The organism is Dyella solisilvae, from assembly GCF_003351225.1.
Classification (GTDB): Bacteria; Pseudomonadota; Gammaproteobacteria; order Xanthomonadales; family Rhodanobacteraceae; genus Dyella; species Dyella solisilvae.
In genome coordinates this window covers 967,664-984,517 of record NZ_QQSY01000002.1, presented here as the reverse complement: position 1 = coordinate 984,517, position 16,854 = coordinate 967,664, and the positions used below count along the sequence as shown (strand labels likewise).

The 16,854-nt window shown below is 67.1% G+C and carries 16 protein-coding genes; 5 read left to right on the top strand and 11 right to left on the bottom strand.

The window, feature by feature from the left end; genetic code table 11:
* The first annotated feature begins 29 nt into the window (after nucleotides 1-29).
* On the top strand, nucleotides 30-2,582 hold the full coding sequence (locus DVT68_RS11455; RefSeq protein ID WP_114825177.1) for a DNA translocase FtsK 4TM domain-containing protein: 2,553 nt from the start codon (nucleotides 30-32) through the stop codon (nucleotides 2,580-2,582).
* Nucleotides 2,583-2,597: 15 nt separating this feature from the next.
* Here the strand turns inward: DVT68_RS11455 and rbsK are convergent, their stop codons facing one another.
* Together rbsK and DVT68_RS11445 are read right to left on the bottom strand one after the other, a co-directional pair.
* A complete protein-coding gene (gene rbsK, locus DVT68_RS11450; RefSeq protein WP_114825176.1) occupies nucleotides 2,598-3,497 on the bottom strand; it encodes a ribokinase in 900 nt (299 codons plus the stop codon).
* Nucleotides 3,498-3,626: 129 nt separating this feature from the next.
* A complete protein-coding gene (locus tag DVT68_RS11445) occupies nucleotides 3,627-4,076 on the bottom strand; it encodes a hypothetical protein (RefSeq protein WP_114825175.1) in 450 nt (149 codons plus the stop codon).
* A gap of 131 nt (nucleotides 4,077-4,207) precedes the next feature.
* Here DVT68_RS11445 and DVT68_RS11440 point away from each other — a divergent pair, with 131 nt between their 5' ends.
* Nucleotides 4,208-4,906, top strand: coding sequence for a glutathione binding-like protein (locus DVT68_RS11440; protein WP_114825174.1), 699 nt, complete (start codon nucleotides 4,208-4,210; stop codon nucleotides 4,904-4,906).
* A gap of 213 nt (nucleotides 4,907-5,119) precedes the next feature.
* The gene (locus DVT68_RS11435) at nucleotides 5,120-7,396 is read left to right on the top strand and encodes a S9 family peptidase (RefSeq protein ID WP_114825173.1); all 2,277 of its coding nucleotides are present in this window, start codon (nucleotides 5,120-5,122) and stop codon (nucleotides 7,394-7,396) included.
* 164 nt (nucleotides 7,397-7,560) lie between these two features.
* On the opposite strand, the gene DVT68_RS11430 is transcribed toward DVT68_RS11435, so the two are convergent.
* The 8 genes from DVT68_RS11430 to lptM all read right to left on the bottom strand — a co-directional run bounded on the left by DVT68_RS11430 (nucleotide 7,561) and on the right by lptM (nucleotide 13,632).
* Nucleotides 7,561-8,175, bottom strand: a complete 615-nt coding sequence (locus DVT68_RS11430) for a hypothetical protein (protein WP_114825172.1) — start codon at nucleotides 8,173-8,175, stop codon at nucleotides 7,561-7,563.
* Between the two features lie 36 nt (nucleotides 8,176-8,211).
* Complete coding sequence (gene hslU, locus DVT68_RS11425) at nucleotides 8,212-9,555, bottom strand: ATP-dependent protease ATPase subunit HslU (protein WP_114825357.1); 1,344 nt, start codon at nucleotides 9,553-9,555, stop codon at nucleotides 8,212-8,214.
* A 129-nt stretch (nucleotides 9,556-9,684) separates the two neighbouring features.
* Complete coding sequence (hslV, locus tag DVT68_RS11420) at nucleotides 9,685-10,218, bottom strand: ATP-dependent protease subunit HslV (protein ID WP_114825171.1); 534 nt, start codon at nucleotides 10,216-10,218, stop codon at nucleotides 9,685-9,687.
* Nucleotides 10,219-10,415: 197 nt separating this feature from the next.
* Nucleotides 10,416-10,760 (bottom strand): GlpM family protein, encoded by a 345-nt coding sequence (locus DVT68_RS11415; protein WP_114825170.1) that lies wholly within the window; start codon nucleotides 10,758-10,760, stop codon nucleotides 10,416-10,418.
* Nucleotides 10,757-11,641, bottom strand: a complete 885-nt coding sequence (gene xerC / locus DVT68_RS11410) for a tyrosine recombinase XerC (RefSeq protein WP_114825169.1) — start codon at nucleotides 11,639-11,641, stop codon at nucleotides 10,757-10,759. The genes DVT68_RS11415 and xerC overlap by 4 nt, the downstream gene beginning before the upstream one ends.
* A gap of 10 nt (nucleotides 11,642-11,651) precedes the next feature.
* A complete protein-coding gene (locus DVT68_RS11405; RefSeq protein WP_114825168.1) occupies nucleotides 11,652-12,335 on the bottom strand; it encodes a DUF484 family protein in 684 nt (227 codons plus the stop codon).
* A gap of 74 nt (nucleotides 12,336-12,409) precedes the next feature.
* The gene (gene dapF, locus DVT68_RS11400) at nucleotides 12,410-13,258 is read right to left on the bottom strand and encodes a diaminopimelate epimerase (RefSeq protein ID WP_114825167.1); all 849 of its coding nucleotides are present in this window, start codon (nucleotides 13,256-13,258) and stop codon (nucleotides 12,410-12,412) included.
* Nucleotides 13,258-13,632: an LPS translocon maturation chaperone LptM gene (gene lptM, locus DVT68_RS20705; RefSeq protein ID WP_114825166.1), complete on the bottom strand. Its 375-nt coding sequence runs from the start codon at nucleotides 13,630-13,632 to the stop codon at nucleotides 13,258-13,260. Before lptM ends, dapF begins: the two co-directional genes overlap by 1 nt.
* A gap of 147 nt (nucleotides 13,633-13,779) precedes the next feature.
* On the opposite strand from lptM, the gene DVT68_RS11390 reads away from it, so the two are divergent.
* A complete protein-coding gene (locus tag DVT68_RS11390; RefSeq protein WP_114825165.1) occupies nucleotides 13,780-14,463 on the top strand; it encodes a hypothetical protein in 684 nt (227 codons plus the stop codon).
* 173 nt (nucleotides 14,464-14,636) lie between these two features.
* Here DVT68_RS11390 and DVT68_RS11385 read toward each other — a convergent pair whose 3' ends face one another.
* Nucleotides 14,637-15,110, bottom strand: a complete 474-nt coding sequence (locus DVT68_RS11385; protein ID WP_199536027.1) for a GNAT family N-acetyltransferase — start codon at nucleotides 15,108-15,110, stop codon at nucleotides 14,637-14,639.
* A 206-nt stretch (nucleotides 15,111-15,316) separates the two neighbouring features.
* Here DVT68_RS11385 and DVT68_RS11380 point away from each other — a divergent pair, with 206 nt between their 5' ends.
* Nucleotides 15,317-16,801, top strand: coding sequence for a RimK family protein (locus DVT68_RS11380; protein ID WP_114825164.1), 1,485 nt, complete (start codon nucleotides 15,317-15,319; stop codon nucleotides 16,799-16,801).
* Nucleotides 16,802-16,854: the final 53 nt, after the last annotated feature.

The following is a 16,854-nucleotide window of genomic DNA, read 5'->3' as shown; positions in this document are numbered from 1 at the left end:
TTGCACGCGGCAGCACCGATCTCTCAGGCATGCTCACTATTCTTTTTGGCGGCTTCGGGCTCTCCACTCTCTGGCTTGCTCCCCTGCTCCGGCAGCTGACGCGGCGCCTGTTGGCGCGCCGCACGGCGGCCAAGGCGGGGCAAGGGACGATTCGGTTCTGGCTGGGCGCCGTGCTGGTGTTGCTGGCCAGCGCCACGCTGGAAGGCCTGGTGGTCGACCACTACACCGATGATCCGAACGCGGGCGGCGCGGTGTGTCGCGCACTGGCGCATGCGTTCGGTGGCCTGTTCGGCGCCTCGCTGACCAGCCTGCTGATGCTGGCGGTGCTCGCTGTCGCCTTGCCGTGGTATCTGGGTCTGTCGTGGCCCGTGCTGTTCCGCCGCGCGTCGCTGGCTGTCGATGGTCTCGCACTCGTGCTGCACCATCTGCTGGCATGGGTGGCGGCGTGGCGCGGCAAGCGCCTGCCGGGCTCACGCCAGAGCGGCGCGGTGCGCCGCACCGAGCGAAGTGCGCGCACGCGGCGCGGCGCCCCTGCTGCCGAGCGGCGCACTCCAGTAACCGCGGCGCCGCCGGTCAAGGCGGCGACGCCGGCAAAGCAAGCGGAGCCACATCCCCAGCCACCGGCTGCATCCGCCTCGTTGTCTGGCATAAGGCGAGCCGCGCGGAACGAGAAGGTCATACGCGAGCCGTGGTTGCTGCCCAGGCACGCGCGCCAGCCGATGGCGGCGTCGGCGCCAGCGCCAGTGAGCACGACGGTGGTCGCCGCGTCTATGCCCCTGAGCGCGCCGTCGCCGGCTATGCCCTCCCCGGCGTCGGTGGCGCCGGCTCCACTGCCGTCGCTGGTTGCTCCACTCGAAGCGATGCAGGGCAATCTGGCTCCGGTCGCGCCGATGCCGATACCAGTGGCCGAGCCCGCGCCGCCGGTGGAGGTGGTTGAGGCAGACTGCGAGCCCGAGATAGAACTGGCCTCGGTCGCGCCGCTGCTGCAGGCCGCGCCAGTCGCGTCTGCACGCCGGTTCGCCGCCAACGACGACGAACTGAGTGCGGCGTCGGTCAGCCACTTGCCGTCGCGCGCGCCGGTCACGACGCCGCCGTCGCGCCAGGCCGTGGCATTGCCGCCGTTGTCGCTGCTCAGCGCTCCGCGCTTCGAGTTCACCGCGATCGACGAGATCCAGCTGGCGGAAACCAGCGAGCTGATCGAGCAACGACTGCGCGAGTTCAAGGTGCCGGTCACCGTGGTCGGCGCTTCGGCCGGGCCGGTGATCACGCGCTTCGAGGTCGAGCCAGCGGTCGGCGTGCGCGGCAACCAGATCGTCGCGCTGATGAAGGACCTGGCGCGCGGCCTTGGCCGCAGCTCGATCCGCGTGGTGGAGACCATCCCCGGCAAGACCTGCATGGGCCTGGAGTTGCCGAATGAGCAGCGGCAGATGATCGCGCTGTCGGAGATCCTCGATTCCGCGGAATACCGCGGTTCGGAGTCGCTGCTCACGCTGGCGATGGGCAAGGGCATTACCGGCGAGCCGGTGGTGGCGGATCTGGCCAAGGCGCCGCACATGCTGGTGGCCGGCACCACCGGGTCCGGCAAGTCGGTTGCGGTCAACGCGATGATCCTGTCGATGCTGTACAAGGCCACGCCCGACGACGTGCGCATGATCATGATCGACCCGAAGATGCTGGAGCTCTCGGTGTACGAGGGCATCCCGCATCTGCTGGCGCCGGTGGTCACCGACATGAAGCTCGCCGCCAACGCGCTGGCCTGGTGCGTGGGCGAGATGGAGAATCGCTACCGTCTGATGTCGGATCTGCGCGTGCGCAACCTCGCCGGTTACAACCAGAAGGTGCGCGAGGCGCGGGCGTCTGGACGTCCATTGCTCAATCCGTTCCCGGCGCATCCGGAAGTGCCGGAGAGGCTCGATACGCTGCCGATGATCGTGGTGGTGATCGACGAGCTGGCCGACCTGATGATGGTGGCCGGCAAGAAGATCGAAGAACTGATCGCGCGCCTCGCACAAAAGGCGCGCGCGGCTGGCATCCACCTGATCCTCGCCACGCAGCGACCGTCGGTGGACGTGATCACCGGCCTGATCAAGGCGAACATTCCCACACGCGTGGCGTTCCAGGTTTCGAGCAAGATCGACTCGCGCACCATCCTCGACCAGATGGGCGCCGAGAGTCTTCTTGGTCAGGGCGACATGCTGTTCCTGCCGCCGGGCACGGGCTATCCGCAGCGCATCCACGGCGCCTTCGTCGCCGACGAGGAAGTGCATCGGGTGGTGGCGCATCTCAAGTTGTATGGCGAGCCGGATTACAAGGACGAGATCCTGGCCGGGCCGCCGAGCGAAGGCTCGGGCGAGCTGTTCAACGAGGACGGCGCCGATGCCGAACTCGACCCGTTGTACGACGAAGCCGCCGCCTTCGTGCTGCGGTCGCGACGCGCCTCGATCTCGTTCGTGCAGCGTCAGTTCCGCATCGGCTACAACCGCGCCGCGCGACTGGTCGAGGCGATGGAGGCGGCGGGACTGGTGTCGTCGATGGGCATCAATGGCCAGCGCGAAGTGATCGCGCCGGGCCCGGTGGACTGAGCGCGCCCGTCGGTCCTACCGGGTTGCCCGGCTCGCGAGGAAGGCGTCCAGTTCGGCGCGGGTCGGCATGCCGCCCTGGGCGCCCAACCGCGTCACCGACAAGGCCGCCGCCGCGCAGGCCTTGCGCACCGCGACCGGCAGCCCTTCATGGAGGAACACCGCGAGCGCTGCATTGAAGGTGTCGCCCGCGCCGGTGGTGTCGACGACGGCGACCTGGAATCCAGGCTGGTGCACCGGCTCACCGCCATCGCGGTACCACGCGCCGTCTTCACCGCGGGTGAGCACCACGGGCGCCGGCGCGCGTTGCATCAATGCGCGGAAGTCTTCGTCAGCATCGGCGCCGAGCAGAATGGCCAGCTCGTGCTGGTTCGGCGTGAGGTAGCGCGCCAGTTGCAGGCATTCGGTTGGGAGTCGGTGGGCCGGCGCGGGATTGAGGATCACCGGCTTGCCCAGGCGGTGGCCCAGGCGCAGCGTCGCTTCCACCGACTCCAGCGGAATTTCCATCTGCACCAGGATGGCGTCGGCGCTTGCCAGCGTCGACTGCGCCCGCTCGATCTGAGCTGGCGTCACATGGGCGTTGGCGCCAGGGACCACGATGATGTGGTTGTCTCCGCCGGCCACGGTGATCGAGGCCGTACCGCTGCCACAGTCGGCGATGCGCGCGACATGATCCAGCGCGATGCCTTCGCGCGCGAGTCCAGCGTGCAACTGATCCCCGAAGGCGACCGCGCCGAGCGCGCCGACCAGGGCCACCTCGGCGCCGAGCCTGGCCGCCGCGACGGCCTGGTTGGCGCCCTTTCCACCGTGCACGGTGAGGAAGCGCTCGCCAAGGATGGTTTCGCCGGGTTCGGCGAAACGCGGCGCCAGCGTCACCAGGTCCATGTTGATGCTGCCAACCACGACCACGCGCGCCATGCCTGCTCCATCACTGCCATTGCGGGGACAGGGCAGGATACGGGATGCGGCGAACCGTCGGTATGGCGGATCTCACCGTCGTCCCGGCCGACGCGGGGACGACGGTGACGAGTGACCCGGTCGGGACGCTCAACCGCCGCCGGTTGACGACGGCGCGCGCTGGCTGCGGCGTTCTTCCATGCGTTCCTGCGCCTTCTCGCGCATCGCCTTCATCTGGTCGCGCTGGGCCGGCGTGAGGATGGCGTCGATCTGGCTTTGGCTCTGCTGCATCAGCGCCATCATCTTGGCGCGGCGGTCGGCCGGGCTCAGGCTGTTGTCGCCGCGCAGCGCCTGCATCTGCTGGGCGCGCTGCTGAAGGATCGGAGCGAGCTTGGCCTGCTGGTCGGAGGTCAGCTGCAGCTGCTTGCTCATCCGTTCGAGCTGCTGCTGCGGATCGGGCATGCGTCCGCCACGCTGGGGTGGCTGGCCGGCCGCGTTGCCCTCGGGTGGCGGCGGGGTGTTGCCCTGCGACTGGGCCAGGGCGCTGCCGGCGAGGGCCAGGCCCAGCACCAGCATGGCGATACGGGGAAGGCGGGTCATGCGTTGTCTCCGGTGGGTTCGCAAAAGTGGGAACGCAGGCCGGAAGCGGCCGGTTGACCCATCCGGTCGCCGGCTTGAATCCCCGCCGCTCGACCCGACCATCAACGCATCGACCGCCCCGAGGATTTGCCATGATCGACCTTTATTACTGGCCCACGCCCAACGGCCACAAGATCACCCTGTTGCTGGAGGAAGCCGGCCTCCCCTATGCCATCAAGCCGGTGAACATCGGGCGCGGCGAGCAGTTCGCGCCCGACTTCCTGGCCATTTCGCCGAACAACCGCATGCCCGCCATCGTCGACCAGGCGCCGGCAGACGGCGGCGCGGCGGTCAGCGTGTTCGAGTCCGGCGCCATCCTGCAGTACCTGGCCGAGAAGACCGGGCTTTTCCTGCCGCATGACCTGCGCGGCCGCTACGAGGTGCTGCAGTGGCTGTACTGGCAGGTGGGCGGGCTGGGCCCGATGCTGGGCCAGAACCACCACTTCAACCGCTATGCGCCGGAAAAGATCCCCTATGCGATCGACCGCTACGTCAACGAGACGCGCCGTCTGTATGGCGTGCTCGACAAGCGCCTCGATGGCCGCGCCTTCATCGCCGGCAAGGACTACACGATCGCCGACATGGCGGCCTACCCCTGGATCGTGCCGCATGAGAACCAGGGCATGGATCTGGCGGATTTCCCGCATCTGAAGGCCTGGTTTGAAGCGATTGGCGAGCGCCCGGCCACGCAGCGGGCCTATGCGCTGGGCGACGAGATCAAGGGCAGATTCGACCTGACCACCGACGAGGAGGCTCGCAAGGTGCTCTTTGGGCAGGGGGCGAAGGTGTAACGCCCGTTCGAATTTTCGATCGTCATCCCCGCCTTGGCGGGGATGACGGTGCTGGCCACACACGTCGATCCATCCTGGCCGATGCGCTAGCGGCCAACCTTCACAAAGTCCATTTCCCCGCTTTTCCTGCAAAAAACCGCTGGTTTCCGCCGGCGCGACGCGTTCTAATCGCCGCTTGTTCTTGCGCACGATGCGTCGCCCAAGGAAGTACCCATGCGCGCCCTCCTGTTTGCCGCCCTGATGATGGTGGCCTTGCCGACCATGGCCGAAAAACTCACGATCGAACGTATCTTCGATGGCGGCAGCCTCGCCGGGGCCGAGCCGCGTGGCTTGCGGATCTCGCCGGACGGCACGCGTGTCACTTTCCTGCGCGCCAGGCCGGACGACCAGTTCCAGCTGGACCTGTGGGAATACCAGCTCAAGGACAACAAGACACGCCTGCTGGTGGATTCGAAAAAGCTCGAGCCCAACGGCGAGCAACTGTCGGATGCGGAGAAGGCGCGCCGCGAGCGCGAGCGCACCGCAAGCCTGCGCGGCATCGTGAGCTACCAGTGGTCACCGGACGGCAAGCAGCTGCTGATTCCGATCAACGGCAAGCTCTATGTGTATGTGCTGGCCACGCCCGACGCGGCGCCGAAGCCGCTGGACGCTGGCGACAACGTGATCGATCCCCGGATCTCGCCCAAGGGACGCTACGTCTCCTACGTGCGCGAGCAGAACCTGTGGGTGATCGACCTCACCACGGGCGAGGCCAGGCAGCTCACCCACGACGGCGGCGGCAACGTGCACAACGGCGAGGCCGAGTTCGTCGCGCAGGAAGAGATGGATCGCAGCAGCGGTTACTGGTGGGCGCCTGACGATTCGGCCATCGCCTTCGAGCGCTATGACGAGAGCCACGTGCAGGTGACCAAGCGTACCGAACTGTACGCCGACCACACCGACGTGATCGACCAGCGCTACCCCGCCGCCGGTACGCCAAACGTCGCGGTGAAGCTCGGCCTGGTGTCGCCCACCGGCGGCCAGCCGCGCTGGATCGACCTCGGCAAGGACAGCGACATCTACCTGACCCGGGTGAACTGGCTGCCTGATGGCAAGCACCTGGCCTACCAGCGCATGCCGCGCAGCCAGCAGCAGCTGGACCTGCGCCTGGTCGACGCCAAAACGCTGGCGCAGCGCACGTTGCTGACCGAGCACAGCGACACCTGGATCAATCTCAACAACGACCTCACCTTCCTCAAGGACGGCAAGTCCTTCCTGTGGGGCAGCGAGCGCAGTGGCTACCACCACCTGTATCTCTACGGGCTCGACGGCAAGCTCAGGCATGCGGTGAGCGAGGGCGAGTGGCCGATCGATGGCTTGCTGGCGGTGAACGAGCACAGCGGGACGGTCTTCGTCAGCTCCAACAAGGACGCCGTGCCCGAGCGCCAGCTCTACGCGTTGAAGCTCGATGGCAGCAACGCGAAGGCGCCGCTGCGCATCAGCCAGGGCGCCGGCACGCATCTGGCCGAGTTCGCGCATGACGCGAGCTTCTATGTGGACAACTTCTCCAGCGTGGATACGCCGCCGCAGGTGAGCGTGCACAAGCCGGACGGCGGCCTGCTGACCTGGATCGAGCCGAACAAGCTCGACGAGAAGCATCCGTTCTGGCACTACCGTGACAGCCTGATCACGCCGGAATTCGGCACGCTCAAGGCCGCCGATGGGCAGACCCTGTACTACCGCCTGTACAAGCCGGCGGGCTTCGACCCGACGAAGAAGTACCCGGTGTTCAACATGTACTACGGCGGTCCTAGCGCGCAGTTGGTGACCAACGCCTGGGGCGACTACTTCAACCAGTACATGGCCAACCAGGGCTTCGTGGTGTTCACCCTGGACAACCGCGGCATGGCGCGGCGCGGCCGGGCCTTCGAGACGCCGATCTTCCAGCTGCTCGGCGCGGTCGAGGTGGAGGACCAGCTGGTGGGCATCCAATGGCTGAAATCACAGCCGTGGGTGGATGGCCGGCACATCGGCGTGTTCGGCTGGAGCTACGGCGGATACCTGACCACCATGATGCTGGCCAAGGCCTCCGACCAACTCGCGGGCGGCGTGGCGGTGGCGCCGGTGACCAACTGGCGCCTCTACGACACCTTCTACACCGAGCGGTACCTCGGCCGTCCGCAGGACAACGACGCCGGCTACACACGCAGCTCGCCACTGGCCTGGCTGGATGGACTCACCTCGCGGCTGTATCTGGTGCACGGCATGGCGGATGACAACGTGCTGTTCGTGCACTCCACCGAGCTGATGTCCGATCTGCAGAAGCGGGGCACGCAGTTCCAGTTCATGGCTTACCCCGGCGCGAAGCATGGCCTCAACCTGCCGGGGCAGCGCGCGCACGCCTATCACCTGATCGAGTATTTCTTTCAGCATCAGGTGAGAGGGGCCGGAGTGCCCCAAGCGCCAAAGGCGCCGGTCGCTGCGCCTGCGTCGGCTGCGACCTCGCGATAGTGGGCGTCGCCTTTAAGCCGTCATCCCTGCGAAAGCAGGGATCCAGTGTCTTTCGTTCTTGTAGGACGCTTCAAAGGCGCTAGATCCCAGCCTTCGCTGGGATGACGAGCAAAAAGAAAAAAGCCGCCCAAAGGCGGCCTTTTCCATTCCCATGAACGCAACGCTCAGTTCGCGTGCCCCACGCCCGAGTCACCCTGTTCCAGCGGTGGCGGCGTGCCGGCCACGGCAAGCAGTGAAGTGGCGTAGCCATCTTCGATGCTGACGGTGGAGACCTCGTCCCAGGAGAAGAAAGAAGGCTCGCGAAGCCATTCGGCATCCGGCGAGATCTCCTGCATGTTGAAGCCGTCCTCTTCGACGTTGATCAGGCGGCCGATGTAGCAGACCTCGGACTCGTCCTCGCTGTCCACGTGCACGCCGATCACCGGGGCCTGCGTGGCGGCGGCCTGGATGACGCTACGAATGTCATCCAGGGGGAAGCCACGCGGCGGTCGCGGCAACAGGTGCTTCAGCGCCAGCGCCTTCTCCATGAAGGGAGCGTGCTTGTCCGGCGCCTCCAGTTCGGAGACGTCGCGATGGCGCATCACGTACATGCCGTCATAAGTGATGCCGTCGCCGACGACCCACAGCAGGAAGAATTCACGACCCACACCGCCCACGTAGCCGCAGAAGCTGCCGTGTTCGAGTTCGCCGCGCCACAACCGGACCAGCAGTTGCTGCTGCTGCGCCTCGCGCAGCTGGGCGCGCTGGCCGGTGGTCTTCAGTTCAATCACATTACCCATGGGCACAATTTTAACAGCTGGGGGCTGACCCCTTGTTTACAGGATGTAACGGCTGAGGTCTTCGTCCTTGACCAGGGTTCCGAGGTTTTTGTCGACATATTCGGCGTCGATCACGTAGTTTTCGCCGGACTTGTCGGCAGCTTCGTAGGAGATCTTCTCCAGCAGGCGCTCCATCACCGTGTGCAGGCGGCGGGCCCCGATGTTCTCGGTGCGCTCGTTCACCTGGAAGGCGACCTCGGCCAGACGGTCGATGCCCGACTCGGTGAAATGGACGGAAACGCCTTCGGTGCCAAGCAGGGCGATGTACTGCTTGGTCAGCGCGTTGTGCGGTTCGCGCAGGATGCGCTTGAAGTCCTCCACCGAGAGCGCAGACAACTCGACGCGGATCGGCAGGCGACCCTGCAATTCCGGGATCAGGTCCGAAGGCTTGGCCAGCGAGAACGCGCCCGAGGCGATGAACAGGATGTGGTCGGTCTTGATCGGGCCGTACTTGGTGGCCACGGTGGAGCCTTCCACCAGCGGCAGCAGGTCGCGCTGCACGCCCTCGCGGCTCACGCCCGCGCCGCCCCATTCGGAGCGCTGGGCGACCTTGTCGATCTCGTCGAGGAACACGATGCCGTTCTGCTCGGCCGCCTGCATGGCCTGGGTGCGCACCTCTTCTTCGTTGAGCAACTTGGCCGCCTCTTCCTCGATCAGCAGCGGACGCGCCGCCTTGATCGCCAGCTTGCGCTGCTGGGTCTTGGCGCCGCCGATGTTCTGGAACATCTGGCGCAGCTGCTGGCCCATCTCCTCCATGCCCGGCGGCGACATGATCTCCACGCCCACGTTCATGGCGAAGTCCAGCTCGATCTCGCGCTCGTCCAGCGCGCCCTCGCGCAGCTGCTTGCGCAGCTTCTGGCGGGTCTCGGCCTGGGCGTCGTTGGCCGGCGCGGCATCGTGCGTCCAATCGGTGGGTTGTTGCTGGCGGCGTGGCAGCAGGGCGTCGAGGATGCGGTCCTCGGCGCGGTCTTCGGCCAGCGAGCGCACGCGCTTCATGGCCTGCTCGCGGGTGAGTTTGTAGGCCACGTCGGCGAGGTCGCGCACGATGGACTCGACATCCTTGCCGACATAGCCCACCTCGGTGAACTTGGTCGCTTCCACCTTCACGAATGGCGCATTGGCCAGCGTGGCCAGGCGGCGCGCGATTTCGGTCTTGCCTACGCCGGTGGGACCGATCATCAGGATGTTCTTGGGCGTCACCTCGTCACGCAGGCCCGGCTCCAGCTGCATGCGGCGCCAGCGGTTGCGCAGCGCGATGGCCACGGCGCGCTTGGCGTCGTGCTGGCCGATAATGAAGCGGTCGAGTTCGTTGACGATTTCGCGGGGAGTGAGTTCGGACATGAGGTCACCGGAAGTGTGGTTTTTGCCCGTCATTCCGGCGCAGGCCGGAATCCAGTTGCGATGTGGCCCGAGGCCACTGGATCCCGGCCTGCGCCGGGATGACGGCGGAGAAACTGTCGCGCCGGGCGCTTACAGCTCTTCGATCGTGGTGTTGTGGTTGGTGTAGATGCAGATGTCGCCGGCGATCTTCAGCGCGCGCTCGACGATCGCGCGGGCGTCCAGCTCGGTGTTCTCCATCAGCGCCAGCGCGGCGGATTGCGCGTAAGGCCCGCCCGAGCCGATGGCGATCAGGCCGTGTTCGGGCTCCAGCACGTCGCCGTTGCCGGAAATCAGCAGCGAGGCTTCCTTGTCGGCCACCGCCAGCATCGCCTCCAGGCGGCCCAGACGGCGGTCGGTACGCCATTCCTTTGCCATCTCCACCGCAGCGCGGGTGAGGTTGCCACCGTGCTTGTCCAGCTTCTGCTCGAACAGCTCGAACAAGGTGAAGGCGTCCGCCGTGGCGCCGGCGAAGCCCGCCAGCACGTCGCCCTTGCCCAGGCGGCGGATCTTGCGCGCATTGGCCTTCATCACCGTATTGCCCAGCGTGACCTGGCCGTCGCCGCCGATCACGACGCGGCCGTGGCGGCGCACCGAGACGATGGTGGTGGCGTGAAAGGATTCCATGGAGGCTCCGAAGAGTGTGAATTCGCCTGAGGTGGGGCCGCACCGGCCAAACCCAAGCCGGAACCGCCCCTGCCCGGATGGGCCATGTGCGCCGCTGCGGCGTCATGTCCGGGCGCCGTGGCCAGTCGTGGCGTGAGGCTCAAGGTGATCTCGATGGCCTGGTCGCGCACCGCGTGCACTGCTTGAGGGCATGCGCCCTAGCGGCGGTTCCAGGCCAGCACCAGCACGGCGGCGGCCAGGCACCATACGGCCAACGCGCCGCCCAGGGCCGGAAACAGCCTCAGCCGGCCGACCAGCCAGTACAGCGAGCCCAGGTAGGCCAGGTACGGCAAGACCGCCCACATGCCGAACACGATGGTGGCGCGCAGCTCCGCCGTGCCGCGTTCCGTGCCAACGATGACGTGCGCCATCAGGGCGAAGGTGGGAAACAGCGGCAGCAGACCGGCGATGTAGTAGTTGCGGGTGCGTGACAGCAGGGCGATCAACAGCACCATCAGCGCGCCGATCAGCGACTTCAGCAGCAGGTTCGCCGCCGGCGTCACTTGCGCTTGGCCCGCGGGTGCGCGGCGTCATACACGCGCGCCAGATGCTGGAAGTCGAGGTGGGTATAGATCTGGGTGGTGGCGATGTCGGCATGGCCGAGCAGCTCCTGCACCGCGCGCAGGTCGCCGGAGGATTCGAGCATGTGGCTGGCGAAGGTGTGCCGCAGCAGGTGCGGATGCACGCGCTTGGGCATGCCCTGCATGAGCGCCAGCTGCTTCATGCGCAGCTGCACCGCGCGCGCACTGATCGGCTCGCCGCCGCGTCCCTTGAACACCGGCTGCTCGGGCACGACGCCACCGGCTTCGCCCAGCGCTCGAAGCGCCGACACCGCGTGGCGACCCACCGGCACGATGCGCGTCTTGTTGCCCTTGCCGAGCACGCGCACTTCGCCGGACTGCAGGTCCAGGTCGATCCAGCGCAGTCCGGTCAGCTCGGACAGACGCAGCCCGGAGGAATAGAACAGTTCCAGCATCGCCCGATCGCGCACGCTGAGCGCGCCGTCGGCGGGCGCTTCCACCAGCTGGGTGGCCTCGTCCACGTCGAGCACCTCGGGCAGCTTGCGGTGCACCTTGGGGCCGCGCACGCCAGCCAGCGGATCGTGGGCGAGCTGCCCTTCGCGGGTCAGGTGGCGGAACAGGCTTCGACAGGACGACAGCAGGCGCTGCAGGCTCTTGGGCGACAGGCCGCCGCGATGCTGGGCGGCGACGAAGCCTCGCATGCGGTTGGGCTCCAGTGCGTCGAAGGACTCCACGCCCTGCCCCTCCATCCAGCGCAGCAGCTTGGCCAGGTCGCGGCGATAGCCATCCACTGTGTGCGCCGAGGCATGACGCTCGGCCGCCAGGCGGCTGAGCCAGGCCTCGACCTGTGACTGCGCGGACATCGAAGGGCGCTTACATGCCTTCCTGAGAACGACGCAGCGCGGCGGTGACCGTGGCGGCGATCATCTTCAGGAACAGCGTGCCCATGCCGGGCTGGAAATGGTCGGGGTCGCCGCTGCCGATCGCCAGGATGCCGAACTCGCCCAGCGGCATGATCGCGCTGGAGCGGATTTCCGGGGCGTGATCGCCAAACAGGCGGTACAGGCGTTCGGCCGAGAGGCGACCGGACACCGGCTCGTGGTGGGCCATGAAGTCGGCGAATTCGGGCACCGCATGGCGCCCGCCCGGCACGTGGACCAGCCAGTCGGCCGGCGGCAGGCCGATCGGGCCGAACAGCAACAGGCGCACATGGTCGGTGTGGAAATCCTCGGCCAGGCGCGCGACCACGCTGCGGGCGGCCACCGCCGGGGTGGAGGCGCGCAGCACCGCCACGTTGAGGTCGTGCACGCGCTGCATCAGCCGTTCGTTTTCGGCGGCGATCCCCACCAGGGCGGCCAGCTGGCGCTCCAGTTCGGCGTTCTTCTCGCGCAGGCTCTGCAACTGGTAGACCGCCAGCGAGGCCACCGGGCCCTGGTCACGCGGCAGGGTGAGCTGCGCGGCAAGGTCCGGGAACTCGCTGAGGAATTCGGGATGACGGCGCAGGTAGGCCGCCACGTCGCTGGCGCTCAGGGTGTCGGCGAGGGCGGAATCGGACATGCGCTATTACCTCGAACCTTGTGGGTTGGAACGGTACTCACGGCGCCGAGTGTGCGATGCCCATGTGTCCGCTTTCAACGTGCCGATGGACTACCCAGCCATTCGCCCTCGAACACGAAGGTGGCCGGGCCGGTCATCCACAGCGTGTGGCCCGGTCCGGCCCAGTCGATGCTCAGCTCGCCACCCGGCAAGGCCACGCTCACGCGCTGGTCCACCTCGCCGCGGCGGCGCATCACCGCCATCGCGGCGCAGGCGCCGGTGCCGCAGCCCATCGTCCAGCCGCTGCCGCGTTCGTGCACGCGCAGGCGCAACTGCTGGCGGCTCTCCACCTGCACGAAGCCGGCGTTGGCGCTCTCCGGGAAGCGATCGTGCATGGTCAGGCGCGGCCCCTGGTGGAACAGCGCCGGCGCGTGCAGGTCGGGCACCACCACCACGGCATGTGGGTTGCCCATCGACACCACGCCGATCTCGAGCATTTCGCCGCCCACTTCGATGGCGTAGCGCTCCGCTTCCACATCGGCGCGGAATGGCACATCGAGCGGCTGGAAGGCGGGCACGCCCATGTCGACGGTGACTTCGTTGGGTCCCAGCAGGTGCACCGTCACCGGGCCGGAGGGGCTTTCGAGCCGCACCGTCTCGCCGATCGCCAGCTCGCCCGCGCGGTGCAGCCAGGCCGCCACGCAGCGCACGCCGTTGCCGCACTGGCCCGACGGCGAGCCGTCCGCGTTCCAGATGCCGTAATAGAACGCGCAGGACGGGTCGCGCTTTGGCTCGATGCTGATCAGCTGGTCGAAGCCCACGCCGGTGTGGCGGTCGGCGATGTCACGGATCTGCGCCTCGCTCAGCGCGAAAGGTTGCTGGCGGCAATCGACCATGACGAAGTCGTTGCCGATGCCGTGCATCTTGGAGAATGGAAGCTTCATCACATGAACTTGCCGCCGATGATGTGGCCCTCGGCATCCAGGTCGGGGAAGTAGCGGCTGTTGTTGTTGCGCAGCTCACGCGTGCTGGGAATGCCCGGCGTCACCAGCTGCACGTCCGGATAGGCGGCGCGGAACTGCTCGGGCGTCGGATGGGTGGCGATGAAGGCGTCGAAGGCCTTCAGGTCGGTCACGTATCCGTGCACCGGCGTCGCCGCGCTGGGCGTCGTCGGACTCGGTGCTGCGGCGCCCGGCTTCACCGGCGCGGCGGCAGGCGCGGGCGTCGGCTTGGGAATGTACAGCGGCCCCTTGTTGCCGCAGCCGGCGAGCAGGGCCACGACGGTGCATAGCGGAAGCAACAGCAGGGATCGGCGCATGGATAAGGTTTCCGGCAGAGACCGCTGGAGTATAGGGAAGCGGCAAAAACGTGGCGAGCCAAGTGTTTGCCAGCGCCGCGGGGCGGCGCTGCCGTTATGATGCCGCCGTCGCCGCCTCGCGCGGTACGTGAAGTCGAAGTACGACGTATGGACTGGACTGCGCTGCTGCGCCTGCCGACGACGATCCTGCTGATCCTGGCGGTGATCTCGCTGTTCTTCACCCTGGTGCAGCTGGTGGCGCTGAGGCAACACCTGCATGGCGGCCAGCCGGTGGCGGCGAGTGGTCGCGCGGTGCTGGTGCTGCTGGCCTTTGCGATCACCTTGCTGCTGGCCGGCCTGGGGTTCGCCTTGCGCGGCTACCGCCTGCTGACGGAAGAGGCGCCGGTGGTGGAGATCGAGTCGCACATCCTCTCCCCGCAGCGCTGGTCGCTGGTGCTGCACTGGCCCGACGGCAGCTCGCGCCAGGTGCAAGTGGCCGGCGATGCCTGGCGGGTGGAGGCGGTGGTGCTGAAGTGGAAGGCCCCGGCGATGCTGGCCGGCCTGCCGCCGCTGTTCCGGCTCGACCGGCTGTCTGGTCGTTACGACGATCCGGCGGACGAGGCGCATGCGTTGCGCACGGTGGTCGACTTCAATGAAGCCGGCGGCTTCGACCTGCTGGACCTGCACCGCCAGTTTCCGCGCTGGCTGCCGGATGTCGACGCGCTGTTCGGCAGCGGCGTGTACCTGCCGCTGGTCGACCAGGGGCACTACACGGTGAGCCTGATGCGTACCGGGGCGCTGGTGGCGCGGCCGGACGAGGCGACGGAGCAGAAGATCGCGCAGCCCTTCTAGCCTTTTTCTTCCTCTCCCCTGCGGGGAGAGGACTGAGGCATTGCCACCTTCACGGTGGTGAGGGGGCGCTCTTGCGAAGGTGATTGCGCAGAGCGCGTTTTTTGGAGAGGTCTCGGCGAGCACCCACCCCTCACCCCAACCCTCTCCCCGAAGGGGAGAGGGAGTAAGCGCTGCTACGCCACCGCCTTCTCATAGCGCCACGCATCCGCCCCGTCGCCGTAATAGCGCTTGTATCGACCAATGCGCTCGTAGCCCAGTCTCTCGTACAGGCTGATGGCCGCCTCATTGTCTGTGCGCACTTCCAGCCGCAACACCTTGCAGCGTCGGCGTCGGGCGGTTTGTTCGGCGGCCTCCAGCAGGGCCGAGCCCACGCCCTTGCCGCGAGCCTCGGCGCGCGTGGCGATCGAGTACAGGCGCGCCACGCGAGTGCCCTTGCGAAAGAACACCACGGCCGTGCCCAGGAAGCGCCGGTGGTTGGCGCTGGCCACCAGCACCTGCGCCGTCTCGCTGTCCAGATGGCGGCGGTACTGCGCCCGGCTCAGGCGATCGGTGGCGAAACTGCTCTCCTCCAGCGCGACGAGGTCATCGAGATCGGAAAGTTCGGCACGGCGCACGCGCACGGCGGCGGTCGCGGGCATGGGGGTCATCAGCGGTGGATCTCGTCGGGCGCGGAATGGATCAAGCGGCGCACTTTAAGCCCCGTGCCCCCGGGGGACAACGATGACTTCTGGCGCATTTAGGCGGGCTTCATCGCCACGCCTTGTGCGCTGGCCAGCATGTGCCAAACTGCGCCCCTTGCGCGGTGCCGCCCCGTCTTTCCCACGCGACGACACTTCCCACTGACCGAGGTGTCATGACCCGTCTCGTCATCGTTGTGGAGAAAGCTTCCGACTGGAGCTCCTACTACCCGTCCGTCGACGTGGTCACTGCCATGGACTACCTGCGCGAGCCGGTGGGCATTGACGACGAGCGCACGCACGTCATCAATCTCTGCCGCAGCTACAAGTACCTGGGCACGGGCTACTACGTCTCGTTGCTGGCGGAGGCGCGCGGCCATCGGGTGATGCCGTCGGTGCGTACGGTGAACGACCTGCGTCGTCGCTCGCTGTACGGCCTGGACATCGAGGATCTGAGCACAAAACTCACCCACTTCCTGCCCGCAGGCGGTCGCGACACCACCGACTTCGGCATCCTGGTCTACTTCGGCCAGACCGCCTACCCGGCGGTGCAGGACCTGGCGCGCCAGGTGTTTGAAATGTTCCCGTGCCCGCTGCTGCGCATCGAGTTCGAGCGCGACCGCGTGTGGCAGGTCAGCGCGATCAAGCCGGTGGGCCTGCACACCCTGGTCGACGATCAGGAGGATGCGTTCGCCGAGGAACTGGACCGCTTCAGCAAAAAGCTGTGGCGCAAGCCCAAGGCGCGCAAGCTCTACCGCTACGACATCGCGATGCTGGTCGACCCGGCCGAGGCGATGCCGCCGTCGAACAAGAAGGCGCTCAAGTCCTTCATCGCGGCCGGCAAGGAGCTGGGCATCGAGGTCGACCCGATCGGCAAGAACGATTACCAGCGGCTGGCCGAGTACGACGGCCTGTTCATCCGCGAGACCACCGCCAGCGACAACCACACCTACCGCTTCGCGCACCGCGCGGAGAAGGAAGGCATGGTGGTGATCGACGATCCCACCTCGATCCTTCGCTGCACCAACAAGATCTTCCTCAACGACCTGATGGTGTCGCGCAAGCTCGCCGTGCCGCGCACGGAGATCCTCTACCGTGACGACAGCAAGGGCCTGAAGGAAGTCGCTGCGCGCCTGGGTTATCCATTGGTGCTGAAGATTCCCGACGGCTCGTTCTCGCGCGGCGTGGTGAAGGTGGAGAACGAGGCCGCGCTGGGCAAGGCCACCAGCGAACTGTTCCAGCACAGCTCGCTGCTGCTGGCGCAGGAGTTCGTCTACACCGAATTCGACTGGCGCATCGGCGTGCTCAACAACCAGGCGCTGTATGCGTGCAAGTACTTCATGTCGCGCGGGCACTGGCAGATCTACAACCATGGCGCCAAGGGCACGGTCAAATCCGGGGGGTTCGAGACCATCCCGATCAAGAACGCGCCGGCCGACGTGGTGAAGCTGGCGCTCAAGGCCACCCAGGCCGTGGGCGACGGGTTGTATGGCGTGGACCTCAAGCGCGTAGGCGACCGGCCGGTGGTGATCGAGGTGAACGACAACCCGTCCATCGACGCCGGTGTCGAGGATGCCTTCCTCGGCGAGGAGCTTTACCTGCAGGTGATGCGCGAATTCCTGCGGCGCATGGACAACAAGCGTTCGGGCATCAGCGACTGAAACCCGCCGAGCGGTAGCAATCCCGTTTCGATTGGGGTGATTCCGGCAGTCCG

What these genes read in the sequence shown, in the direction of transcription:
- DVT68_RS11405 (WP_114825168.1), bottom strand. Translation starts at nt 12,335, where the DNA reads ATGTCCGATTCCGCCCTCGCCGACACCCTGAGCGCCAGCGACGTGGCG.
- dapF (WP_114825167.1), bottom strand. Translation starts at nt 13,258, where the DNA reads ATGAAGCTTCCATTCTCCAAGATGCACGGCATCGGCAACGACTTCGTC.
- hslU (WP_114825357.1), bottom strand. Translation starts at nt 9,555, where the DNA reads ATGTCCGAACTCACTCCCCGCGAAATCGTCAACGAACTCGACCGCTTC.
- hslV (WP_114825171.1), bottom strand. Translation starts at nt 10,218, where the DNA reads ATGGAATCCTTTCACGCCACCACCATCGTCTCGGTGCGCCGCCACGGC.
- DVT68_RS11385 (WP_199536027.1), bottom strand. Translation starts at nt 15,110, where the DNA reads ATGACCCCCATGCCCGCGACCGCCGCCGTGCGCGTGCGCCGTGCCGAA.
- DVT68_RS11435 (WP_114825173.1), top strand. Translation starts at nt 5,120, where the DNA reads ATGCGCGCCCTCCTGTTTGCCGCCCTGATGATGGTGGCCTTGCCGACC.
- DVT68_RS11390 (WP_114825165.1), top strand. Translation starts at nt 13,780, where the DNA reads ATGGACTGGACTGCGCTGCTGCGCCTGCCGACGACGATCCTGCTGATC.
- lptM (WP_114825166.1), bottom strand. Translation starts at nt 13,632, where the DNA reads ATGCGCCGATCCCTGCTGTTGCTTCCGCTATGCACCGTCGTGGCCCTG.
- DVT68_RS11440 (WP_114825174.1), top strand. Translation starts at nt 4,208, where the DNA reads ATGATCGACCTTTATTACTGGCCCACGCCCAACGGCCACAAGATCACC.
- xerC (WP_114825169.1), bottom strand. Translation starts at nt 11,641, where the DNA reads ATGTCCGCGCAGTCACAGGTCGAGGCCTGGCTCAGCCGCCTGGCGGCC.
- rbsK (WP_114825176.1), bottom strand. Translation starts at nt 3,497, where the DNA reads ATGGCGCGCGTGGTCGTGGTTGGCAGCATCAACATGGACCTGGTGACG.
- DVT68_RS11430 (WP_114825172.1), bottom strand. Translation starts at nt 8,175, where the DNA reads ATGGGTAATGTGATTGAACTGAAGACCACCGGCCAGCGCGCCCAGCTG.
- DVT68_RS11380 (WP_114825164.1), top strand. Translation starts at nt 15,317, where the DNA reads ATGACCCGTCTCGTCATCGTTGTGGAGAAAGCTTCCGACTGGAGCTCC.
- DVT68_RS11445 (WP_114825175.1), bottom strand. Translation starts at nt 4,076, where the DNA reads ATGACCCGCCTTCCCCGTATCGCCATGCTGGTGCTGGGCCTGGCCCTC.
- DVT68_RS11455 (WP_114825177.1), top strand. Translation starts at nt 30, where the DNA reads ATGCTCACTATTCTTTTTGGCGGCTTCGGGCTCTCCACTCTCTGGCTT.